Annotated in this window: 17 protein-coding genes and 1 pseudogene; 6 read left to right on the plus strand and 12 right to left on the minus strand. The window is 68.3% G+C overall.

The window, feature by feature from the left end:
- The 4 genes and pseudogenes from AC1D2K_RS09600 to AC1D2K_RS09615 all read right to left on the minus strand — a co-directional run.
- Positions 1–126, minus strand: a pseudogene (locus tag AC1D2K_RS09600) (protein-methionine-sulfoxide reductase catalytic subunit MsrP); the annotation flags it as partial.
- A gap of 115 nt (positions 127–241) precedes the next feature.
- A complete protein-coding gene (ccsB, locus tag AC1D2K_RS09605) occupies positions 242–1,558 on the minus strand; it encodes a c-type cytochrome biogenesis protein CcsB (RefSeq protein ID WP_478088304.1) in 1,317 nt (438 codons plus the stop codon).
- The gene (locus tag AC1D2K_RS09610) at positions 1,555–3,696 is read right to left on the minus strand and encodes a cytochrome c biogenesis protein ResB (RefSeq protein ID WP_478088306.1); all 2,142 of its coding nucleotides are present in this window, start codon (positions 3,694–3,696) and stop codon (positions 1,555–1,557) included. The genes ccsB and AC1D2K_RS09610 overlap by 4 nt, the downstream gene beginning before the upstream one ends.
- Positions 3,697–3,799: 103 nt before the next feature.
- Positions 3,800–4,474 (minus strand): c-type cytochrome, encoded by a 675-nt coding sequence (locus AC1D2K_RS09615; protein WP_478088308.1) that lies wholly within the window; start codon positions 4,472–4,474, stop codon positions 3,800–3,802.
- A 70-nt stretch (positions 4,475–4,544) separates the two neighbouring features.
- On the opposite strand from AC1D2K_RS09615, the gene yihA reads away from it, so the two are divergent.
- Together yihA and AC1D2K_RS09625 are read left to right on the plus strand one after the other, a co-directional pair.
- Positions 4,545–5,288, plus strand: a complete 744-nt coding sequence (gene yihA, locus AC1D2K_RS09620) for a ribosome biogenesis GTP-binding protein YihA/YsxC (RefSeq protein ID WP_478088310.1) — start codon at positions 4,545–4,547, stop codon at positions 5,286–5,288.
- A 50-nt stretch (positions 5,289–5,338) separates the two neighbouring features.
- Positions 5,339–6,253, plus strand: a complete 915-nt coding sequence (locus AC1D2K_RS09625; protein WP_478088312.1) for an alpha/beta fold hydrolase — start codon at positions 5,339–5,341, stop codon at positions 6,251–6,253.
- A gap of 129 nt (positions 6,254–6,382) precedes the next feature.
- Here AC1D2K_RS09625 and AC1D2K_RS09630 read toward each other — a convergent pair whose 3' ends face one another.
- Entirely contained in the window at positions 6,383–7,267 is an 885-nt protein-coding gene (locus tag AC1D2K_RS09630; protein ID WP_478088314.1) for a lysophospholipid acyltransferase family protein, read from the minus strand.
- Positions 7,264–8,142: a lysophospholipid acyltransferase family protein gene (locus tag AC1D2K_RS09635; RefSeq protein ID WP_478088316.1), complete on the minus strand. Its 879-nt coding sequence runs from the start codon at positions 8,140–8,142 to the stop codon at positions 7,264–7,266. The genes AC1D2K_RS09630 and AC1D2K_RS09635 overlap by 4 nt, the downstream gene beginning before the upstream one ends.
- Before the next feature lie 181 nt (positions 8,143–8,323).
- Here AC1D2K_RS09635 and metK point away from each other — a divergent pair, with 181 nt between their 5' ends.
- Entirely contained in the window at positions 8,324–9,505 is a 1,182-nt protein-coding gene (metK, locus tag AC1D2K_RS09640) for a methionine adenosyltransferase (RefSeq protein WP_478088318.1), read from the plus strand.
- 11 nt (positions 9,506–9,516) lie between these two features.
- On the opposite strand, the gene AC1D2K_RS09645 is transcribed toward metK, so the two are convergent.
- Positions 9,517–10,146 carry a phosphoribosyltransferase gene (locus AC1D2K_RS09645; RefSeq protein ID WP_478088320.1) on the minus strand — a complete coding sequence of 210 codons (630 nt, stop codon included), beginning with the start codon at positions 10,144–10,146 and terminating at the stop codon, positions 9,517–9,519.
- A gap of 23 nt (positions 10,147–10,169) precedes the next feature.
- A complete protein-coding gene (locus AC1D2K_RS09650; protein WP_478088322.1) occupies positions 10,170–12,290 on the minus strand; it encodes a TonB-dependent receptor domain-containing protein in 2,121 nt (706 codons plus the stop codon).
- A gap of 210 nt (positions 12,291–12,500) precedes the next feature.
- Here AC1D2K_RS09650 and AC1D2K_RS09655 point away from each other — a divergent pair, with 210 nt between their 5' ends.
- Genes AC1D2K_RS09655 through pgm form a run of 3 tightly spaced genes read left to right on the plus strand, consistent with a single transcriptional unit; the run spans position 12,501 to position 16,468 of the window.
- Complete coding sequence (locus tag AC1D2K_RS09655; RefSeq protein WP_478088324.1) at positions 12,501–14,069, plus strand: phospholipase D family protein; 1,569 nt, start codon at positions 12,501–12,503, stop codon at positions 14,067–14,069.
- A gap of 9 nt (positions 14,070–14,078) precedes the next feature.
- Positions 14,079–14,774, plus strand: a complete 696-nt coding sequence (locus AC1D2K_RS09660) for an HAD family hydrolase (RefSeq protein WP_478088325.1) — start codon at positions 14,079–14,081, stop codon at positions 14,772–14,774.
- A gap of 20 nt (positions 14,775–14,794) precedes the next feature.
- Positions 14,795–16,468 (plus strand): phosphoglucomutase (alpha-D-glucose-1,6-bisphosphate-dependent), encoded by a 1,674-nt coding sequence (gene pgm / locus AC1D2K_RS09665; protein ID WP_478088326.1) that lies wholly within the window; start codon positions 14,795–14,797, stop codon positions 16,466–16,468.
- Here the strand turns inward: pgm and AC1D2K_RS09670 are convergent.
- From AC1D2K_RS09670 to AC1D2K_RS09685, 4 genes are all read right to left on the minus strand, one after another.
- Entirely contained in the window at positions 16,465–17,805 is a 1,341-nt protein-coding gene (locus tag AC1D2K_RS09670) for a DUF5666 domain-containing protein (RefSeq protein ID WP_478088328.1), read from the minus strand. The two genes, pgm and AC1D2K_RS09670, sit on opposite strands and share 4 nt — an antisense overlap.
- Positions 17,802–18,668: a DUF6502 family protein gene (locus tag AC1D2K_RS09675; protein WP_478088329.1), complete on the minus strand. Its 867-nt coding sequence runs from the start codon at positions 18,666–18,668 to the stop codon at positions 17,802–17,804. Before AC1D2K_RS09675 ends, AC1D2K_RS09670 begins: the two co-directional genes overlap by 4 nt.
- Before the next feature lie 73 nt (positions 18,669–18,741).
- Entirely contained in the window at positions 18,742–19,026 is a 285-nt protein-coding gene (locus tag AC1D2K_RS09680; protein WP_478088332.1) for a hypothetical protein, read from the minus strand.
- 98 nt (positions 19,027–19,124) lie between these two features.
- The coding region (locus AC1D2K_RS09685) for a pilus assembly protein (RefSeq protein ID WP_478088331.1) at positions 19,125–20,448 on the minus strand (1,324 nt) is incomplete at its 5' end.

Raw genomic sequence — 20,448 nt, forward strand, 5'->3', positions numbered from 1 at the left:
GGCGGCACCGGCGGCGCCGCCGGCCAGCCAGCGCAGCATGTCGCGCCGGCCTTCGTAGGCGGCGCGGGGGGTGATCTCGCTCGAACGCGGGTGGATGAAGCCGTCGTCGCGGGAGTGAATCAACATGATGGAGTGCCTTTCGCCTGAAACGTGTGTCAGGGTGAGTTCGTTGCCGCCGCCGATCCGGTTACGCGCCCAGGGCGCCCGCGGATCATTTCACGAGCGAAAGACCGGCGTGCGCCTACAGGGTGCCGTAGCTGTGCAGCCCGCTCAGGAACATGTTGACGCCCAGGAACGCGAAGGTGGTCACGGCCAGTCCGGCCAACGCCCACCAGGCCGCCACGGTGCCGCGCAGGCCCTTCACCAGCCGCATGTGCAGCCAGGCCGCATAATTGAGCCAGACGATCAGGGCCCAGGTTTCCTTCGGGTCCCAGCTCCAGTAGCCGCCCCAGGCATCGGCCGCCCAGAGCGCGCCCAACACGGTCGCGATGGTGAAGAAGGCGAAGCCGACCGTGATCGACTTGTACATCACGTCGTCCAGCACCTCGTTGGCGGGCAGCCGCGCCGCGATGCGCTTGCGGCCCATCAGGATGCCCGCCGCGATCAGCGCCGAGATCGCGGCGTAGCCGACCCAGTAGCTGCCGCCGGCCTCCTGCACCCGCTGGCGGAAGGCCACCGGCACGAAGCACAGGGCCACGCCCAGCAGCCAGATCGGCGTCAGCTTGTACCAGCGGGTCTCGTCGGCCTGCTCCTTGATCAGGTAGGCGAAAGCGACCATGGCCGCCAGCGAGAAGGTGCCGTAGCCGATGAAGTTGGCCGGCACGTGCAGCTTCATCCACCAGCTCTGGAGCGCCGGCACCAGCGGCTGGATCTCGTGGGCGTCACGCACCAGCGTGTACCAGAGCAGGAAGCCCACCGCGGCACTGACCACCAGCATCACGAAGGCGCCCAGCGCGCGCGTGCGATAGCGCCATTCGAAATACAGGTAGAAGGCGGCCGTGAGCCAGCAGAAGAGGACGAACACCTCGTACAGGTTGCTGACGGGGATGTGGCCGATGTCCGGGCCGAGCTGGTGGCTCTCGTACCAGCGCACCATGGTGCCGATCAGCGCCATCGTGACCGCGGCCCAGGCCAGGCGCGAGCCGATCAGATCCATGGCATCGCCCTGCTTGCCGCCGAAGAAGCCGATCCAGTAGAACAGCGTGCTCATGAAGAACAGCACGCTCATCCAGAGGATGGCCGACTGGCTCGACAGGAAGTACTTGAGCCAGAAGACGCTGTCGGCGCGTGCCAGGTCGCCCTGGTAGGAGACGATGGCCAGCAGCGCGGCCGCGGCGACCACGATCGCGAGCACCCGCAGCGGCCGCCAGAACCAGCCGAGCCAGATCGCGGCCGGCACGGTCGCCACCAGGATCGTCTTCTCGTAGTAGTCCATCGCACCGTGGTAGCGCGAGAACGCGAACATGGCGCCGGCCACCGTCAGCAGCGCGAACAACCAGTCGAAAGGATTGCGGCGCGAGAGCCAGCTGTCGTTGAGCGTGAGCGTGGTGGTGGTCATGACGCGGTGTCTTTCCTGATGGCGAGCAGCTTGTGCTTCAAGTGCTCGAATTCGCGATCGCTGTCGATGGTCTTGCGGTTGACCGAGAAGGCCAGGGTCGCCGCCGTGCCGCGGGGGTCGTCGCCGTCTTTCGCGAGCCACACCCACAGCCTGCGCTCGCGCACGTACAGCATCGCAAAAATGCCCACGATCAGCAACAGGCAGCCCAGATAGACGATGTTCTTGCCGGGCGCACGGGCGACCTGGAACACGCTGGCCTGCACCTGCTTGAAGTCGCTCATCATCATCGCGACCGGGGCCGGATAGAAATGCGCATCGCTGATCGCCAGCACCGCCTGCGTGAGATAGAGCTGCGATTTCTCGTCCGGCGGCATCGCGGCCAGGCCGGCCTTCTCGCGGCTCACGTTGAGCACCTCGAACAGCACGTCGTTGAGGATCCGCACCAGCACCGCGGCGGCGCGCTCGCGCTCGGCCTCGGGCACGTTGGCCTCCATGAACTCGGCCACCGCCTGCCAGCCGCCGGCGCTCACCGCATCGGCCTTGGCCCGCTCGGTGCCCGCGAACAGGGCCAGGGCACGCGCGGCGGACCCGCGCAGCTGGGCCGCGAGCTCGGGCCGCTTCGGATCGGCGGCGCGCGCGATGTAGCGGTCGAGGGCGCGGGCGCGCACGTCGGCGTCGGCCAGGGCGGCGCGCATGCGCACGAAACCGTCCATCGAGCCCTGCTCGTCGGCCGGCACGCGCAGGTAGCGGAACGGATCCTCGGGCCGCTCGCGCACGCCAAGCAGGAACACCGGCTGGCCGTCGCCGGTGTCGACCGGCACCATGTAGTTCTGGAACTCGCGCGCCTGCCCCGAGGCATCGCGCAGCTTGTAGCCGATGCTGGGCCCGATGTTGCGCAGCACCTTGGGCTTGTTGGTCTTGTTGGCGGCGCCCAGGCGCGACTCGAGGTCGTGCCGCAGGTCGACCTTGCGGACATCGGCCCCGCTGGTCATGGCGCCGCCGTTGCCGTCGGCGAAGTTCTCGACATTGATGACCCGCAGCGCCACCAGCTCCAGGGTGAGCCGGTCGCTGCCGTTGGTGATCTCGCTGCTGCCGCCGATGGTGCCGTCGATCTCGAAGGGCTTGGCCGCCGCGGCCATCGGCACCGCCTTCAGCTTCACGCTGGAGCCGCCGTCGTCGAAGCTCGACTGGTAGATCTCGACGCCCTTGTAGCTGGCGGGGTGATTGACCTCGATGCGCTTGGGGAACTGCTCGCCGGTCGCGCGGTCGTGCAGCACGACCTCGCTCGCGAACAGCTTGGGCATGCCGGTCGAGTAATACTCGACGATGAACTTCTTGAGTTCGATCGAGAAGGGCAGGTCCTGCAGCAGCACGCCGTCGGACTGGTTCAGGATGGCGACGCTCGACTGCGCGCCCTCGGGCACCAGGATGTTGCCGCGGAAGGTCGGGTTGCGCGGCGACAGGCGATGCTCGGGCGCCACATCGGCGATCAGGCCGCCGCCGGTGTAGACGCTCTTGCCGTTGAACCAGGTCTGAGCCCGCACCACCAGGTCGCCGTCGAGCAGCCCGCCGATGCACACCAGCACGATCGCGCTGTGGGCCGCGATGTAGCCGAGCTTGTGGGCACCACCCGCACGGGCGGCAACCATCCAGCCATCGCCCTCGCGGTGCTGCAGCTTGACCTTCCAGCCGCCGCTCGCGAGCAGCTGGCCGATGCGGTTGGCCGCCGTGTCGGGCGTTTCGGCGAGCACGGCCTGGGCCCGCTGGCCGAAGGCTTTCAGGCTCTGCGCCCGGATGTTCTCCTTGTAGGTCTTCAGGTCCCTGAAGATATGCGGCGTGTTGCGCGCGATGCACAGCGAGGTGCTGATCACCAGGAACAGGAGGATCAGCAGGAACCACCAGGCGCTGTAGATCGCGTCGAGCTTCGCGGCGTGGAACACCTCGGCCCAGAAGGGTCCGAACTGGTTGACGTAGTTGCCGAAGGGTTCGTGCTGCTTGAGCACGGTGCCGATGATCGATGCGATGCAGATGATGGTCAGCAGCGCGATCGCGAAGCGCATCGACGAGAACAGCTCCACGGCCGCGCGGACCACTTGGGGTCCGCGACGGACTCGAAGGCCGTGGGTGGAGACAGACATGGAGGCGAGCGTGAAAAGCAAAAAAGGCGGGCCGTCCTGCTGGATCGGCCCGCCTTGTTAGGAGTTTGTTGTCGGCGGTTGGTTCAGAAGTCGGAAGCGGGGTTCAACGCAGGCCGGCGATGTAGTCTGCCACCGCTGCGATTTCCTTGTTGCTGAGCTTGGCGGCAACCCCAGTCATCACGGGCGAATTCAGGCGACCGCCTTCGCGGAACATGTTGAGCTGCTGCACCGTGTAGTCGGCGTGCTGGCCGCCCAGGCGCGGGTACTGCGCGGGGATGCCGGCGCCGTTCGGGCTGTGGCAGCCGGCGCAGGCGGGAATCTGGCGGTCGGCGGCGCCGCCACGGAAGATGCGCTCACCCAGGGCCACCGTGTCCTTGTCCTTGGCGAAGCCGGGCTTGATCTTCTTCGAGCCCACGAACCAGGCGATGTTGCGCATGTCCTCGTCCGAAAGCGCTGCCGCCATCGGCTTCATGATCGCGCTCTTGCGCTTGCCGGACTTGAAGTCCTGCAGCTGCTTGAGGATGTACTCGGGGTGCTGCTGCGCCAGCTTGGGGTTCGCCGCGATCGCCGAGTTGCCGTCCGCGTTGTGGCACGAGGCGCAGCTCTGGCTGTTGGCCGGCGTGGCATTGAAGACCGTGTCGCCCTTGGCGGGGTCGGGCTTCGGAGCCTTCGCAGGCGCCTCGGCAGCCGGCTTTGAGGCGTGCTCGTCAGCGGCGAAGCTGGCACTGGCGGCGATGCCCAACAGGGCTGCAAGCAGAAAATGGGCAAACAACTTCATATCGGGGGCTTGGATTTATGGCGCAAAACCCGGCGATTCTACAATGGCGCCCCGTTACGAAAGCTTATCGATGACCACCCCGCCGCGGAAGCCCGCCGTCAGCTACTCCCGCACGGCGACCGCCGCCGACCCCGAAGCCGCCGAACGCGCCCGCGTGGCGCGCGGCTGGCTGCACACCGCCCACTTCCTCACGAGTGCGCCGCAACTCGAACATCTGCCGCCCTTCGAGCTGCCGGAAATCGCCTTCGTCGGCCGGTCGAATGCCGGCAAGTCGACGGCCATCAACACGCTCACGCAGCAGCATCGGCTGGCCTTCGCGTCGAAGACGCCCGGCCGCACGCAGCACATCAACCTGTTCGGCGTCGGCAAGCAGAAGGTCGACGACGCGGTGCTGGCCGACCTCCCGGGCTATGGCTACGCGGCCGTGCCGAAAGAAGCCAAGCTGCGCTGGCAGCGGGTGATGGGCAACTACCTGATGACGCGCGAGAACCTGCGCGGCGTGGTGTTGATGTGCGACCCGCGCCACGGCCTCACCGAGCTCGACGACATCCTGCTCGAAGTGATTCGGCCGAGGGTCGAGGAAGGGCTCAAGTTCCTGGTGCTCCTGACCAAGTCGGACAAGCTCACGCGTTCGGACGGCGCCCGCGCACTGTCGATTGCGCGACTGCAGGCTGGCGGCGGCGAGGTCAAACTGTTCTCGGCGCTGAAGCAGCAAGGCGTGGACGAGGCGGCCGAGCTGCTGTGGCGCTGGGCGCATCCCGAGGGCGGGCAGCCCGCACCCCCCGAGCAAACACCCATCGACGAGCAGCCCTGAGCACTGCGCAGGCGCCTCCTCGCCGCCTGGAGACACGAAGGAGACCGCCTGTGATCGAGACTTTCGCCCGTACGCTGCCGAACGGCACCACCCTGAGCTGCCGCGCGGCCGGCGCCGCCGGGCGCCCGTTGATGGTGTTCCTGCACGGCTTTCCCGAAGCCGCATTCATMTGGGACGAATTGCTCGAACACTTCGCCGCGCCCGAACACGGCGGCTTCCGCTGTGTGGCGCCGAACCTGCGCGGCTTCGAGAAATCCAGCGCGCCCGCCGAGGTCTCGGCCTACCGCGCCCACCTGCTGGTGCAGGACGTCGCCGAACTGGCGGCCAGCGAGAACCCGGCCGGGCGCATCGAGACGCTGGTGGCGCACGACTGGGGCGGCGCCTTCGGCTGGAGCTTCGGCAACCGGCACGGCGACAGGCTGGGCCGGCTGGTGATCATCAATTCGCCGCACCCSGGGACCTTCGCGCGCGAACTGCAGCACAGCCCTGCGCAGCAGGCGGCCAGCGCCTACATGAACTTTCTCGCCCGGCCGGATGCCGAGGCGTTGCTGGCGGCCGACGACTACCGCCGCATGTGGCCCTTCTTCCTGGGGATGCAGGCCGGGCCCGACGGCTTCGGCTGGCTCACCGACAAGGTCAAGGACCAGTACCGCGAGGTCTGGAACGCCGGCCTCACGGGTGCCTGCAATCTCTATCGCGTCACGCCGCTGAAGCCGGCCATGCCGGGGCAGCCGGCGCCCGCGATGCCGGAACTGCCCCGCGACAAGCTGACCGTCGCGGCGCCCACGCTGGTGCTGTGGGCGCTCGACGACAAGGCGCTGCTGCCCGGGCTGCTGGAAGGCCTGGAGGACTATGTGCCGAAGCTCGACATCACCCGGGTGCCGGGCGCCACGCACTGGGTGGTGCATGAGCAGCCGGCGTTCGTCGCATCGGAAATCGAATCGTTCCTCCATCGCACCCGCTGACTCTGCACGGCCGGCGCAGCCAGGCCCGTTGGTGAAACACCGCGGATCTGGCTTTGCCAGGCCGCTGGTGTTGCCCCCGGCAGGGGGTGGGCGCCCGGACACGAAGTGCCGGGCAACCTGGGGGCGAGCCTAGTACACCGGTTCTTCGCCCTCGGGGCGGGTCTTGAACCGGCGATGCACCCAGTAGTACTGCGACGGCATGGTGTCGATGTAGCCCTGCAGGCGCTGGTTCATCAGGGCGGTGTCGGCCACCGCGTCGTCGCTCGGAAAATCCTTCCAGGCCGGCAGCACCTCGATCTCGTAGCCGTCGCGGGTGAGCTTCGAGATCACGGGCACCACCTTGGCCCGGCCCAGCCGCGCGAAGCGCGAAAGCGAGGGCACGGTGGCCGCCTGCACACCGTAGAAGGGCACGAACACGGTCTGGTCGCGACCGAAATCCATGTCGGGCAGCAGGTACAGCAGGCCGCCCTTGCGCAGTCCCGCGACGATCGGCTTGATGCCGTCGACCCGGTTCAGCGTGATCACGTTGCCGAAGCGCTTGCGGCCCTCGCTGATCCACTCATCCACCATCGGATCGCGCTGGGTGGTGTAGATGGTGGTCGAGGGGCGGTCCGTGTGCATGGTCAGCGCCGTGGCCGCCGCATCCAGGCCGTAGAAATGCGGCGCGAACAGGATCATCGGCTCGTGGCCATGGGCGATCTCCTCGACCATTTCGGCCGCGCCGTGCACCTTGAGCCGCCGGGTCACCACCGCTTCCGGTGCGTGCCACAGCCAGCTGCGGTCGAGCCAGGACTGCGCCACGTAGACGAAGGTCTCGCGCGCCATGCGGTGCCGCTCGGCCGGCGATTTGTCGGGGAAGCACAGCGCGAGGTTGGTGTCGACCACGCGCCGCCGCGGCACCGCGAGCACGTGCAGCACGCGCCCGAGGACGGCGCCGAAGCCGCGCACCAGCGGGAACGGCACATGCGCCAAAGCGCGCATGAAGCGGATGCCGAGCCGGGATGTCAGGCTCATGGCGCCGCCTCCGCCGCGGCCTCGGCGCGCGGCTGCTTGTAGCGGGCGTAATCCCAGACGTACTGGCCGGGCAGGCTGCGGATCAGCTTCTCGATGCCCTCGTTCATCGCGGTGGCGGCGGCCTCGGGCGTGGCCTTGGGGTCGCTCATCGCGGTGCCGTCGAAAGGCACGAAGCGGATCGCGTAGCCGGCGCCGCGGGGCAGGCGCTCGCAGACGCCGAGAAAGACGCGGGCCCCGGTCTGCTGCGCGAGGCGCGGCAACAGGGTCATCGTGTAGGCCGGCCGGCCGAGGAAGGGCGCCCAGACGCCCTGCCCCAGCGGCGGCACCTGGTCCGGCAGCAGTCCGGTATAGCCGCCGCTGCGCAGCGTGCGGATCAGGCCGCGCACACCGGCCACCGTGGTCGGCAGCGTCCGCAGGCCGGGGCGGTCCCGCGAACCGGCGATCAGGTCGGCCATGAACTTCTTGCGCGCCGGCCGGAACAGCGCCGTGATCGGGCCGTAGGCCTCGAAGAAGCGCTCGCCCACCGCCTGGCCGAAGGTTTCCCAGCTGCCGAGGTGCGGCGAGACCAGGATCACGCCCTTGCGCTCGGCCAGCGCGGCCTCGAAGGCCTCGATGCCGTCCCAGCGCACGAGACGCGGCAGCAGGCTTTCACCGCGCGGGCGGGCCCAGACCCACGGCAGCTCGCCGACCATCGCGCCGGCAGCGGCGATCGCCGGGCGGTACTGCGCCGGCGTGAAGCCCGCCGCCTCGGCGTTTTCCTTGAAGCGGCGGCGGTAATCCGGCGCGAACCACCAGACCAGCCAGCCCAGCCAGCCACCGATCGCATGCATGACGGGCAGCGGAACACGGGCGAGCAAACGGAACAAGGCAATCATCGAAACATGGGGATGGAAAGGACGCGCGCGCAGGCTACAGCGCGGCTCGAATAGAATGCGAATTGTCGCTGAGTTATGGAACTACTTGCAGAGCGACGTTAAACAACACTGCTAAAGCGTTCGCCAAGGCTCCCAAACGGGTTGGCAACGCGCCAATTGACCTGCTACGGAGCTTCACGACATGGCGAACGATTTTCTTTTCACTTCCGAATCCGTTTCCGAAGGCCATCCCGACAAGGTGGCCGACCAGATCTCGGACGCAATCCTCGACGCGATCTTCGAGCAGGACCCGCGCTCCCGCGTGGCCGCCGAGACCCTGACCAATACCGGCCTGGTGGTGCTGGCGGGCGAAATCACGACCAACGCGCACGTCGACTACATCCAGGTGGCGCGCGACACCATCAAGCGCATCGGGTACGACAACACCGACTACGGCATCGACTACAAGGGCTGCGCCGTGATGGTCTGCTACGACAAGCAGTCCAACGACATCGCGCAGGGCGTCGACCACGCCAGCGACGACCACCTGAACACCGGCGCCGGCGACCAGGGCCTGATGTTCGGCTACGCCTGCGACGAGACGCCCGAGCTGATGCCGGCGCCGATCTACTACGCGCACCGGCTGGTCGAGCGCCAGGCGCAACTGCGCAAGGACGGCCGCCTGCCCTTCCTGCGCCCGGACGCCAAGAGCCAGGTCACGATGCGCTACGTGGACGGCAAGCCGCACAGCATCGACACCGTGGTGCTCTCGACCCAGCACCATCCCGACCAGAGCGAGACGCCGACCAAGATGAAGGCCTCGTTCAACGAAGCCATCATCGAGGAGATCATCAAGCCGGTGCTGCCCAAGGAGTGGCTCAAGGACACCCGCTACCTGATCAACCCGACCGGCCGCTTCGTCATCGGCGGCCCGCAGGGCGACTGCGGGCTCACCGGCCGCAAGATCATCGTCGACACCTACGGCGGCGCCTGCCCGCACGGCGGCGGCGCCTTCTCGGGCAAGGACCCGAGCAAGGTCGACCGCTCGGCCGCCTATGCCGCGCGCTACGTGGCCAAGAACATCGTCGCCGCGGGCCTCGCGCGCCAATGCCAGATCCAGGTGGCCTATGCGATCGGCGTCGCCAAGCCGATGAACGTCACGGTCTACACCGAAGGCACGGGCGTGATCCCCGACGCGCAGATCGCCGCCCTGATCCAGGAGCATTTCGACCTGCGTCCGAAGGGCATCATCCAGATGCTCGACCTGCTGCGCCCGATCTACGCCAAGACGGCAGCCTATGGCCACTTCGGCCGCGAGGAGCCCGAGTTCACGTGGGAGAGCACGGCCAACGCCTCGAAGCTGCGCGCAGCCGCGGGGTTGTAGGCCGTAGGCTTTCAGCTTCCGGCCAGCAGCCGGCAGACCTCCTCGTCGGAGGTCTGGCCGAAGTCCTGGTACCAGAGCCCGACCGCACGGAAGTGCTCGGGCGTGAAAGCGCTCACCACCTCGTCGGCCACGCTGGCGACACTCTGGACCGCCTCGCGCGACGCCACAGGCACCGCGACCACGATGCGCTGCGGCCGGCCCGCGCGCGCCGCCATCACGGCGGCGCGCAWCGTGGCGCCGGTCGCCAGGCCATCGTCGACCAGCAGCAGCACCCGCCCGCCCAGCGCGAGCGGCGGGCGCTCGCCCCGATAGAGCCGCTCGCGGCGCACCAGCTCGGCCTGCTCGCGCGCGACCACGGCCTCGACCTCCGCCTCGGATACCGGCCAGGCAAGCGGCGAATCGTCCATGAAGCGCACGCCGCCGGAAGCGATCGCGCCCATGGCGTACTCCTCCTGGCCCGGGTAGCCGAGCTTGCGCACGACCAGCACGTCCAACGGTGCGCCCAGGGCGTGCGCGATCTCCCACGCCACCGGCACGCCGCCGCGCGGCAGCCCCAGCACCAGCAGGCCTGGCTGGCCGCGCCAGCCGGCCAGCGCTGCGGCGAGCTTGCGCCCCGCATCGCGTCGATCCTTGAATTCCATTTGCCACTCCTGCGGCCCGGGAATCAGAAACGATACGCCGCACTCATGCCGATCGTCCAGTTGCGCCCCGGTGCCGGTTCGAAGTAACGGGCATTGCCTTCGTTGACGATCACCGAGCCGATGTATTGCCGGTCGAACAGGTTGTCGATGCGCGCGAAGGCATTCAGGTCCCAGCGCTGCCACTGCATGAGATAGCCGGCGAACAGGGCGACCACCGCGTAGCCCGGCACGCTCACCGTGTTGCGGTCGTTGGCCTCGATGCTGGCGAGCGCGCGCAATTCGGTGCCGGCACGCCAGCCCTGGGGCGGCACCCAGCCGAAGGAGGCGAACAGCGTTTGCGGGGCGATGCCGGGGATCCGGTTGCCTCCCGGGACGATGCCGGCCGCCGTGCAGGGCACGGTCGCGCAGAAGGTGTCGCTGTAGCGCGCGTCGAGCCAGGTGTAGGCCAGCTGCGTGCGCCAGTTGTTCTCGCTCTCGTGCTGCCAGGCGAGCTCGAAGCCGTCGCGCGTGGTCCGGCCGGCGTTCCGGAAGGTGGCCCTGCCGCCGACGTTGGTGGCAGTCACGATCTCGTCGCTCGTGCGGGTCTTGAACAGCGCTGCCGTCAGCAGGCCGCCTGCCAGCCGCGCCTTGGCGCCGACCTCGACACTGTCGTTGACGGCCGGCTGCAGCGCGAAGTTGAGCCCGCCCAACCCGTCGGGACGGTACGAAAGCTCGTTCAGGGTCGGCGTCTCGAAGCCGCGGCCCACCGAGGTATAGAGCGCGAGGTCGCGTGTCGCCTGGTAGCGCAGCGACGCCACCGGCAGCGTCTCGGCGTAGCGCGCGCTGCCGCTGTCGTCGCGGTTCGCGCCCACGATGTAGTGGTCCTGCGAATCGAAATCGACCGTGCTGCGGCGCACGCCGGCCTCGAGCGTCCATTGGTCCGCGAAGCGCCAGGTGCCCTGCACATAGGGGTCGAGGTTGTAGACCTCGTTGGTCTCGTTGCGCCGCAGCCGCCCCTGCACGCCCAGCAGCAGAGGCTTCGCGGCCGGACCCAGGAAGTTCTCGTAGCCCGTGCGGTGCTCGCGCAGCTTGTTGTACTCCAGCCCGGCCACCAGTTCGAAGGGCCGGTCGGCCAGTTGCATCTGCGAGATCCAGCGCAGGTCGGCGCCGCCGAAATCCCGCGCCAGTCCGATCACGCCGCCGGCGCTGGTCGGGCTCAGCTGCGCCGAAGGCGGGATGGCCTGGTACTGCGAGGTCTTTCGCTCGCCGCCGTAGACCAGCATGCGCAGCGCGTTGTCGGGATCGAGGCGGCGTTCGTACAGCAGCCCGGCCTGCGTCTGGTCGACGCTCTTGCGGGTGTCGAACTGCGTCGCGATCGCTGCGCTGCGCCGGTTCAGCGCGTACTGATCGGCCGTGAGCCCGAGCGGGTCCTGCGCATTCAGGTGCACGCTGTTGGCGATCAGCGTCAGCCGGCTGCCATCGTCGAGCGTGAAGCCCATCTTGCCGTTGACGATGCCGCGCTCGGCCGCGCTGTGGTCGCGATACCCGTCGGTTTCGAAATGGCCGGCGCTCAGCAGATAGTCGACCGCACCGGAAGACCCGCTGGCCTTGAGACCGGTGCGCGTGGTGCCGAAGCTGGCCGCGGCCATCGCGAAGCCCAGCTTCGGCGGCCCCTCGCCAGTCTCGGTGAAGGATTGCACCACGCCCCCCGAAGAGTTCCCGTAGAGCGCCGAGAAGGGCCCTCGCAGCACCTCGACGTGGTCGACCGAGCCGATGTCGATGTTGGAAGTCTGGCCCTGGCCGTCCGGCAGGGTGGCCGGGATGCCGTCGACATACAGGCGCACCCCGCGCACCCCGAAGGTGGAGCGGGCGCCGAAGCCGCGAATCGAGATCTGCAGGTCCTGCGCGTAGTTCTGCCGGTTCTGGATCTGCAGTCCGGGCACGCCGCTCAGGCTCTCCGACAGGTTCACGCCGAGCCGGCTGTCGCGAATGTCCGCGCCTTCCACCCGGTCGACCGAACCGGCGACGTCGAAGAGCGGCGTCGGACCGGCCGGCGTGGACACCGTGATCTCCCCCAGCGTCGGTGTGCTCCCGGTGTCCTGGGCCCGGACCGCAGACGAAGTGGCGAGCAACAGGCAGGCGGAAGCAACGGCGGAGAATTTCATCGCCGCGATTCTGCAGCGTCATCGCGGCGGCGCCGTTGGCGAAGGGCAACACCCTATGGCGCGCCGATGCGCAGCGGGCCCCGGAGCGTCGAAACGCACCGGCAGGCGCGCACGGGAAGCCACCTTGTCTCGGCAGACCCGGCTACGATCCGCTGGCCGTTCATCCGGGCGGCGCCCTTTTCTTCCGGTCGCTCCGCGCGCTCCCGTCCCATGCTCCGTTGCCTGGCTCTCGTCCTCGCCTGCCTGCTCTCGGCCTGCGCCGGACTGCCGCCCGTTCCGGCGACGCCGTACGTCCCGGCCCTCCCGGCCTCGCCCGCCACCGAACTGGGCCGGCTCGCCGCCCCCTTCAGCGCCCGGCCCGACGGCCTGTCGGGTGCGCGTGTGCTGGCGCAGGGCGCGTTCGCGCTGGACGCGCGGCTCGAACTCATGCGGCGCGCGCAGTCCTCGCTCGACCTGCAGTACTACCTGCTGGGCAACGACAAGACCGGCAAGCTGATCCTGCGCGAATTGCGCGACGCCGCCCGGCGCGGCGTGCGCGTGCGCCTCCTGCTGGACGACTTCTACACGACCAAGCTGGACCCGCTGCTGCTCGGCCTGGCCGCCACCCCGAACGTGGAGATCCGGCTGTTCAACCCCTTCGTGGCCGGCCGCGACCATTCGGCCACCCGCTGGATGAGCTTCGCGGCCGACTTCCGCCGGCTCAACCACCGGATGCACAACAAGCTCTTCGTCGCCGACGGCGCCTTCGCGATCGCCGGCGGGCGCAACCTGGCGGACGAGTACTTCCTGCGCAGCGACGGCCCCAACTTCATCGACCTCGACATGCTGATGGCCGGCCCGGTCGTGACCGAACTCGAGACCATCTTCGACAACTACTGGAACAGCGAGGTGGTCTGGCCGCTGGAGGCCATCGTGCCGCCCCTCGAATCGCCCGCGGCACTGCAGGCGAACTTCGAGCGGCTGACCTCGCGCAAAGTCGCGCCGCTGCCCCCGGCTCCGCCTGCGACCGACATGTTCGGCGATCCGCGGCTCGGCATCCTGATCGACCGGGGCCGGCTCGAGCTGATCCCGGCGCGCGCCAACGCGGTGGCGGACTCGCCGAACAAGGCGCTGCGCCCGGAGGACGACGCCGCCGCCAGGGAACGCCGGCCGCCCACCGTCGCCGAGCGCATGCGCGTACAGCTCGACCAGGCCCGCTCCGACGTCGACATCGTGTCGCCCTACTTCCTGCCCGGCGAAGCGGGCATGGCGCAGATCGCCCGGCTGCGCGCCCGCGACGTCCGCATGAGCGTCGCCACCAATTCGCTGGCCGACACCGACGAACCGCTGGTCAACATCAACTACAACGACTACCGGGTCGAGATGCTCCGGCTGGGCGTGCGGCTCTACGAAGTCAGCTCGGAGCAGATCAAGCGCAGCCTGAACCTGCGCAAGGTGTTCCGCCAGTCGCGCGGGCGGCTGCACGCCAAGCTGGCGCTGATCGACCGCGAATGGTCCCTGATCGGCTCGCTGAATTTCGACCCCCGCTCGGCCCACATCAACACCGAGCTGGGCGTGCGTTTCGAGAGCTTCGAAGTGGCGCACCGCCTGCTCGATGCCTTCCAGGTCGACAATGTCGAAAGCGCCTACGAGCTGCGGCTGAAGCCCGGCAGCGACCAGATCCAGTGGGTGAGCACCGATGGCGAGAACGTGGTGTACGACGAGGAGCCTGACGCCAACGTGCTGGTGCGGCTCAAGCTGCTGCTTTTTTCGTGGTTCGTTCCGAGCGACTTGCTCTAGGAGGCCCCGATGCAGGACATCGTTTTCTTGCTCGACGTCGACAACACGCTGTTCGACAACGATGGCCTGGTCGACGACCTGCGACGCCGACTGGCCGACAACTTCGGCACCGCCAGGGCCGAGCGCTACTGGACCTTCTTCGAGGCGCTGTTCAGCGAGCTGGGCTACGCCGACTATCTGGGCGCGCTGCAGCGCTTTCGCCTGCGAGAACTCGGCGACGACGACATGAGCGACCCGCGGCTGCTGCAGATGTCGGCCTTCCTGATCGACTACCCGTTCGCCGAGCGCCTCTTTGCGGGTGCGCTGGGCGTCGTCGAGCACCTGCAGCGCTTCGGCGTCCCGGTGATCCTCTCGGACGGGGACGCGGTGTTCCAGCCACGCAAGGTGCAGCGCTCGGGGCTCTGGCAGGCCGTCGACGGCCGGGTGCTGATCTACATCCACAAGGAGCTGATGCTCGACGCGGTGCAGCAGCGCTACCCGGCACGCCACTACGTCATGGTGGACGACAAGCTACGCATCCTCTCGGCCATGAAGGCCGCGCTGGGCGAGCGCCTCACCACCGTCTTTCCACGCCAGGGCCACTACGCGCTCGATCCGCGGGTCGTCGGCGCCTACCCCCCGCCGGACATCACGCTGGCGCGCATCGCCGACCTGCGCGACCTGCCCCCGGCCACCTGGCAGGGCGCGACCCGGTCCAGCCCTTGAATCGCCACACAGGAGCCTCCATGGCCTCACGCATCAGCCCCCTCGCCGGCCAGCCGGCGCCCCCCGACGCCCTCATCGACATCGACGCGCTGCTCGCGGCCTATCGCGCCGAGCGACCCGACCCCACCGTGGCGGCCGAGCGCGTGGCCTTCGGCACCTCGGGCCATCGCGGCTGCGCCTTCGACCGCTCCTTCAACGAGTGGCACGTGCTCGCCATCACCCAGGCGATCTGCGACCATCGCCGGGCGCAGGGCATCGACGGCCCGCTCTACCTCGGCATCGACACGCACGCGCTGTCCGCGCCCGCGGCCGCCAGCGCGCTCGAAGTGCTGGCCGCGAACGGCGTCGAGGTGATGCTGGCCAGCGGCGACGAATACACGCCGACCCCGGCCCTGTCGCACGCGATCCTCACGTACAACCGCGGGCGCACGCGCGGGCTGGCCGACGGCATCGTCGTCACGCCTTCGCACAACCCGCCGCGCGATGGCGGCTTCAAGTACAACCCTCCCAACGGCGGGCCGGCCGGCACGGACATCACGGGCCCGGTACAGGACGCGGCCAATCGCTTCATCGAGAAAGGACTCGAGGGCGTCCGGCGGATGCCGCACGAGAAGGCCTTGCAGGCCGCGACCACCCACCGCCACGACTTCCTGGCCGCCTATGTGGGCGACCTGGGCAGCGTGATCGACATGGATTCGATTCGGGCGTCGGGCGTGCGCATGGGTGTCGACCCGCTCGGCGGCGCCGGCGTCCACTACTGGGGCGCGATCGCCGAACGCTACCGGATCGACCTCGCCGTGGTCAGCGACGCCGTCGATCCTCGGTTCAGCTTCATGACCCTCGACTGGGACGGCCAGATCCGCATGGACCCGTCGTCGACCTACGCGATGCAGCGCCTGCTCGACATCAGGGACCGCTACGACGTCGGCTTCGCCTGCGACACCGACCACGACCGCCACGGCATCGTCACCCGCAGCGCCGGCCTGCTGCAGCCCAACCACTACCTGTCGGTCGCGATCGACTACCTGTTCCAGCACCGTCCTCAATGGGGCGCCGGGGCGGCCGTGGGCAAGACGGTGGTGTCCACGCGGCTCATCGACGCGCTTGCGCAAAGGCTCGGCCGCCGGCTCTTCGAAGTGCCGGTCGGCTTCAAGTGGTTCGCCGACGGCCTGCTGGACGCCTCGCTCGGCTTCGTCGGGGAAGAAAGCGCGGGCGCTACCTTCCTGCGCCGCGACGGCACGGTCTGGACCACCGACAAGGACGGCATCACCGCAGCATTGCTCTCGGCCGAGATCACCGCCCGCACCGGCCGCGACCCCGGTGCGCTCTATGTCGAGCTGGCGAACGAATTCGGCCATCCGGTCGCCAGCCGGATCGACGCGCCCGCCAGCCTGCAGCAGAAGAAACAGCTGGCGGCGCTCGCGCCGCAGCAGCTGCGCGCCAGCGAACTGGCCGGCGAGCCGATCGACACCGTCCTGAGCCACGCGCCCGGCAACGGCGGCGCGATCGGCGGCATCAAGGTGATCGCGAAGAATGGCTGGTTCGCGGCCCGCCCCTCAGGCACCGAGGAGATTTACAAGATCTACGGCGAGAGCTTCCGCGGTGCCGAGCACCTGGAGCGGATCCTGGCCGAGGCGCAGACCATCGTCGACGCGGCGATCTCCCCTGCGGGCCAGGGCCTGAACAGGCCCTAGTCGAAACTGACCTGGCTGGCGATCAGCGCGCCATTCACCACCTGAGCGCCCAGCACGGTGACCTTTGCGCCATTAGTCAGGCCGGCCTGCGCGCCGTTGACGAACACGACGCCGGGGCTGCTGGCGTCCACCAGTTGCCCGCGCACGCGGAAGCTCGCCGGAGAAGCAAAGTTGCCCACCGTGCCGATGAGCGTGTAGGACGGCAGTGCGCCGCCGCCAGGGATGTGCACGATCTTGAGCTTCGCTGCGACCAGCACGCCGTTGACCAGGGTCCCTCCGACCACCACCTTGACTCCGTTGGCGATCTTGGCAGCGGCGCCGCCGGTGATCTGGGCTGCCGAGGCATCGATGGTCGTCCCCAAGAGCTGGAACGAACCCAGCCCCGTGTAGTTTCCGATCACGCCTTCAAGCTGGATCGGCGTGCCGCCCACCTTGGGGATCACGTACCAGCTCTCCACCCCCGTGGCGTCGAGCACGCCGGCTGCGGGCTGGGTGTTGGCCCGGACCCGCACGAAGGCGCCGTTTGCCAGCGTACCGGCATCGATGCCGGCGGCAAAACCTGCCGAACCGTACGCGATGCTCAGGCTGCCCAATGCGAAGGTGCCTCTGGCCGTGTCCAGCTGCGCCACGGTGCCCGTGACGACGGGGGCGGCATTCACGGCGGCCTGCTCCACGCGTGTCGCGCGCAGCACGCCAGGGCTCGTCGGCAGGCCCCAGACCTGTACCGTCGTGCCGGCGGCCAGGCCGGCCAGTCCTGGCACATCGGCCCAGACGGTGGTCTCGTCGACGCTCACCGTCGTGCCCATGACCACGAAGCTGCCGCCGACCGGATCGATGACGGAGACCGCTCCGCGCAGTTCCACCGCGGAGATCACCTGCCTGGCAACGCCATTCGCAAAGGCGGCGTCGACCGGACCCGTGACCTTGGCGGTCATCCCGATCTGCAGCGTCGCGGCATCCGACAGGCTCACCACGGCCTGGTCGATGTCATAGCGCAGGCCATTGACGATGATGCTGCCCATGCCATCGACTGCGCCGACGCTGGTGGCGGCATCCGCGGTGCCGATGCCGGTGCCGCCCGACCCGACGCCGGAGTTGTCCCCACCCGAGGCCGTGCTCGTCGATCCCCCGGTGGACGCTGATCCCCCTGTGGCGCCGGTGCTGTCGCCCCCCGCATCGCCGCTCGATGGCACGGCGGCGGACGCGCCGGCCGCTCCCTGGGCCGAGGAGGCTCCGCCCACCGGACTGCCGCCGCCGCCGCCGCCGCCGCCACCGCACGAAAGAAGCAGCGCCAGCAACAGCGGCGTCAGGCTGGCGAGCCAGGGTCTGGTCTTCATGATTTGCTCTCGGTCGCGCCCGGTGGGTCCGTGGCGTCTTCGTAATAGGTGTAGATGCCGACGCGGATCCGGCCCGAGGCGGCCGGGCCCGCCGCCTCGACAGCGCGCGTCATCTGCGCGGTCAGCTCATGATGCAGCCCGCTCCAGCGCTGCCGGACGATCTCGTGAATGGCTTCGCAATCCTGCATTGTCACGCCGCCTGCATACACCGCACGCTCGAGCAGCGGCGGCCGATTCCCCTGGATGTTGGAGACCGCCGCGAGCAGGTGATCTCGGGAGTTGTCGCCGAGGAATGCGAGCATCGACTGCAGGTCCGCCGAAGGCACGAAGCCCTCGGCCTTGAGTTCGACGTATCCGTCGTGCTCGGTCACCATGTTGAGCCGAACCAGCTCGTCCAGGATCGCTCGATGGTGCACGTTGCCACGGCTGCCCTGCCAGGCCAGTTTTTCAAACGACTGGATGTCGCCGTTGCCGACGATCGGCAGCCGCCGGTCTTCGGGCCTGTCGGAAACAAGCTGCAGCCACGTCGTGAATGTCTTGGCGGCCGCCGACACGTCGGTGCTCGCGAGATGGTCGCTTGGCTCCCGGACCTTGGCCGTGACCGCCTTGCGGTTCAGGCCCGTCGCCACCGAAAGCTGGCTGATGTTGGGCTCTTTCACGCCCTCGGCGCGCCACAGGCGGCGCGCCTCGTCCAGCAGGAGGTCGCGCAGCAGTTCTTCGAGGTGAGGGTGCTTGAGCCCCATGGCCAGCGCGAGCCTGACCACCGGACGCAGGATGCGTGCGCAGGCGGCTTGGACCCAGGCGAGTTGGTTTTCCATGAAGGTGAATGGGGACGTGTCTGTTTCGCGACCCTGGCCGCGCACGGCGAATCTAACAGGGTCGCCATGCAACCCTGCAAAGAGCGATGCGCGTTGCGACTCAGCGATCGCTCTCGCTTTACCAGTAGGTTCTCTGCCTTCTCATCTTGAGCGGAATTTCCGGCTTTTGCGCGCCGAGGCCGGACTTGCCGTCCGCGCCGCTGCCGCCGCCGATCAGGAACGGCAGTTGACGATAGCGGAAGCTCACCGAATGGTCGATCCAGACCCGGCCGTTCCTCAGGCTCTTGCGCAGCGACATCATGGTGCAAGCGGCGAAGGCATGCAGGCCGAAGCGCGGGTCGACGTCATGCACCAGGTCGTGCCAGGCGGTGCCGACATCGGGCAGTGCAAAGTGGCGCCGCACGACGCCTTCAAGCCCTCCGCGTTGCTCGGCTGCTCGCGCTCGTACCCAAGCGCGAAACCTTTGACGCTGACCATGCTCAACCCATAGCCCAGAGGCCGTCAGTTCGAATCGAGCATTCGCTGCCAGAAGGTCCGATAGCGACGACCCAAGGCCGGCCCCGGGGCCGGGATGACGTGCGGGCCGGTGATGGCGCCCTGGTAGGTTTTACCGTCGATCACCACCGAGAAGGGCGTGGGCGTTGGCGGCAGACCGCCACCGTTACGAATCTCGAAGAGATCGGCGGTGTTCAACATCCCGTCGCGATTGCGGTCAATGGTTGCTGAGCCGTCGATGAAGCTCGTGCCGTACAGGCGGGCCATGCCGAGACTTCCGCACATGTTGGTCGACGGCGGTGTGGGTGAATTGGTTCCGAAGAAGACAGTGCCGGCAATTGTGGTGGACCCACCCACCACTTTCTCGCCGGAAGCTTGGAGCACGGCGTACCAGCCGCTTGCCGCGTCCAAAGCAGCCTTCGCCGCGGAAACTATCGATGCGGAAGAACCGGTTTGTACCAAGTCCGCCGTTGCGTCGTACAACTGGCCGGCAACGCCCGCGTTGAGCCCCGCCTGCCCTTCAATGATCGCGCTGGCGGGCGTGTGGAGCAGATCGTGCTTGTCCTTGATCATGTAGAAGCGGTTCTTGATCGTGGTGTCGAACGGGTGTTCGCGGTCGCCGGATCCGATCAGCAGCGAGTCTGTGAGAATAGTTGGCGAGGCTGGCACGATATCGGGCGGGAAGAGAAACTTGCGCGCATTGGCGCCGGTGCCGCCCAGCGCCGCAAGCTTGCTCACAGACCAGTTGGTGGGGCTTGCATCGTTGATGTTGATGCGCCAGATATTCGCGCCAGTGTCGGCCGCGTAGACGCGGTCCGCAAAGCCATCCCGGTTGGAGTCGTAGATGGCCATCGCAGCGGGAATGTCGCGCGTCATTCCCGCAACCGTGGTGTTGTAAGTCGCGCCCGCAGGAGCCGGGCCGGCCTGCCAGATGGGGTCGCCCGTGAGCATGTCCACCACCATGACGCCACGCCCCATCGTCGCCGTGCCCTGATTGATCGGATCGGGATCTTCGGCCACCGGATCGTAGCCAAGGCCGAAGATCAGAACCAGGCTACCACTTGACGCACCGCTGGCGGAATAGCGGATCTTGGCAACGCGCGGATCCGACCAGGACTGCCCCAGTTCATTGAATCCGGTGTCCTGGTTGCTACGCTTCCACAGCACTGTCGGGCTTGCCGGATTGCTGACATCGAAGGCGTAAATGAAACGCCCGCCGCGCCGCATGGACATGAACAGGTAGGCCTTGTCGCCACGCGTGTAGTCGATCTTGCCGTCGGTCGCGGTAGTAAAGGTGTAGACCGTCGGCGAGCCGTCCATGAAGTAGGGC

It is taken from the genome of Variovorax sp. P1_H12_2, assembly GCF_056405335.1.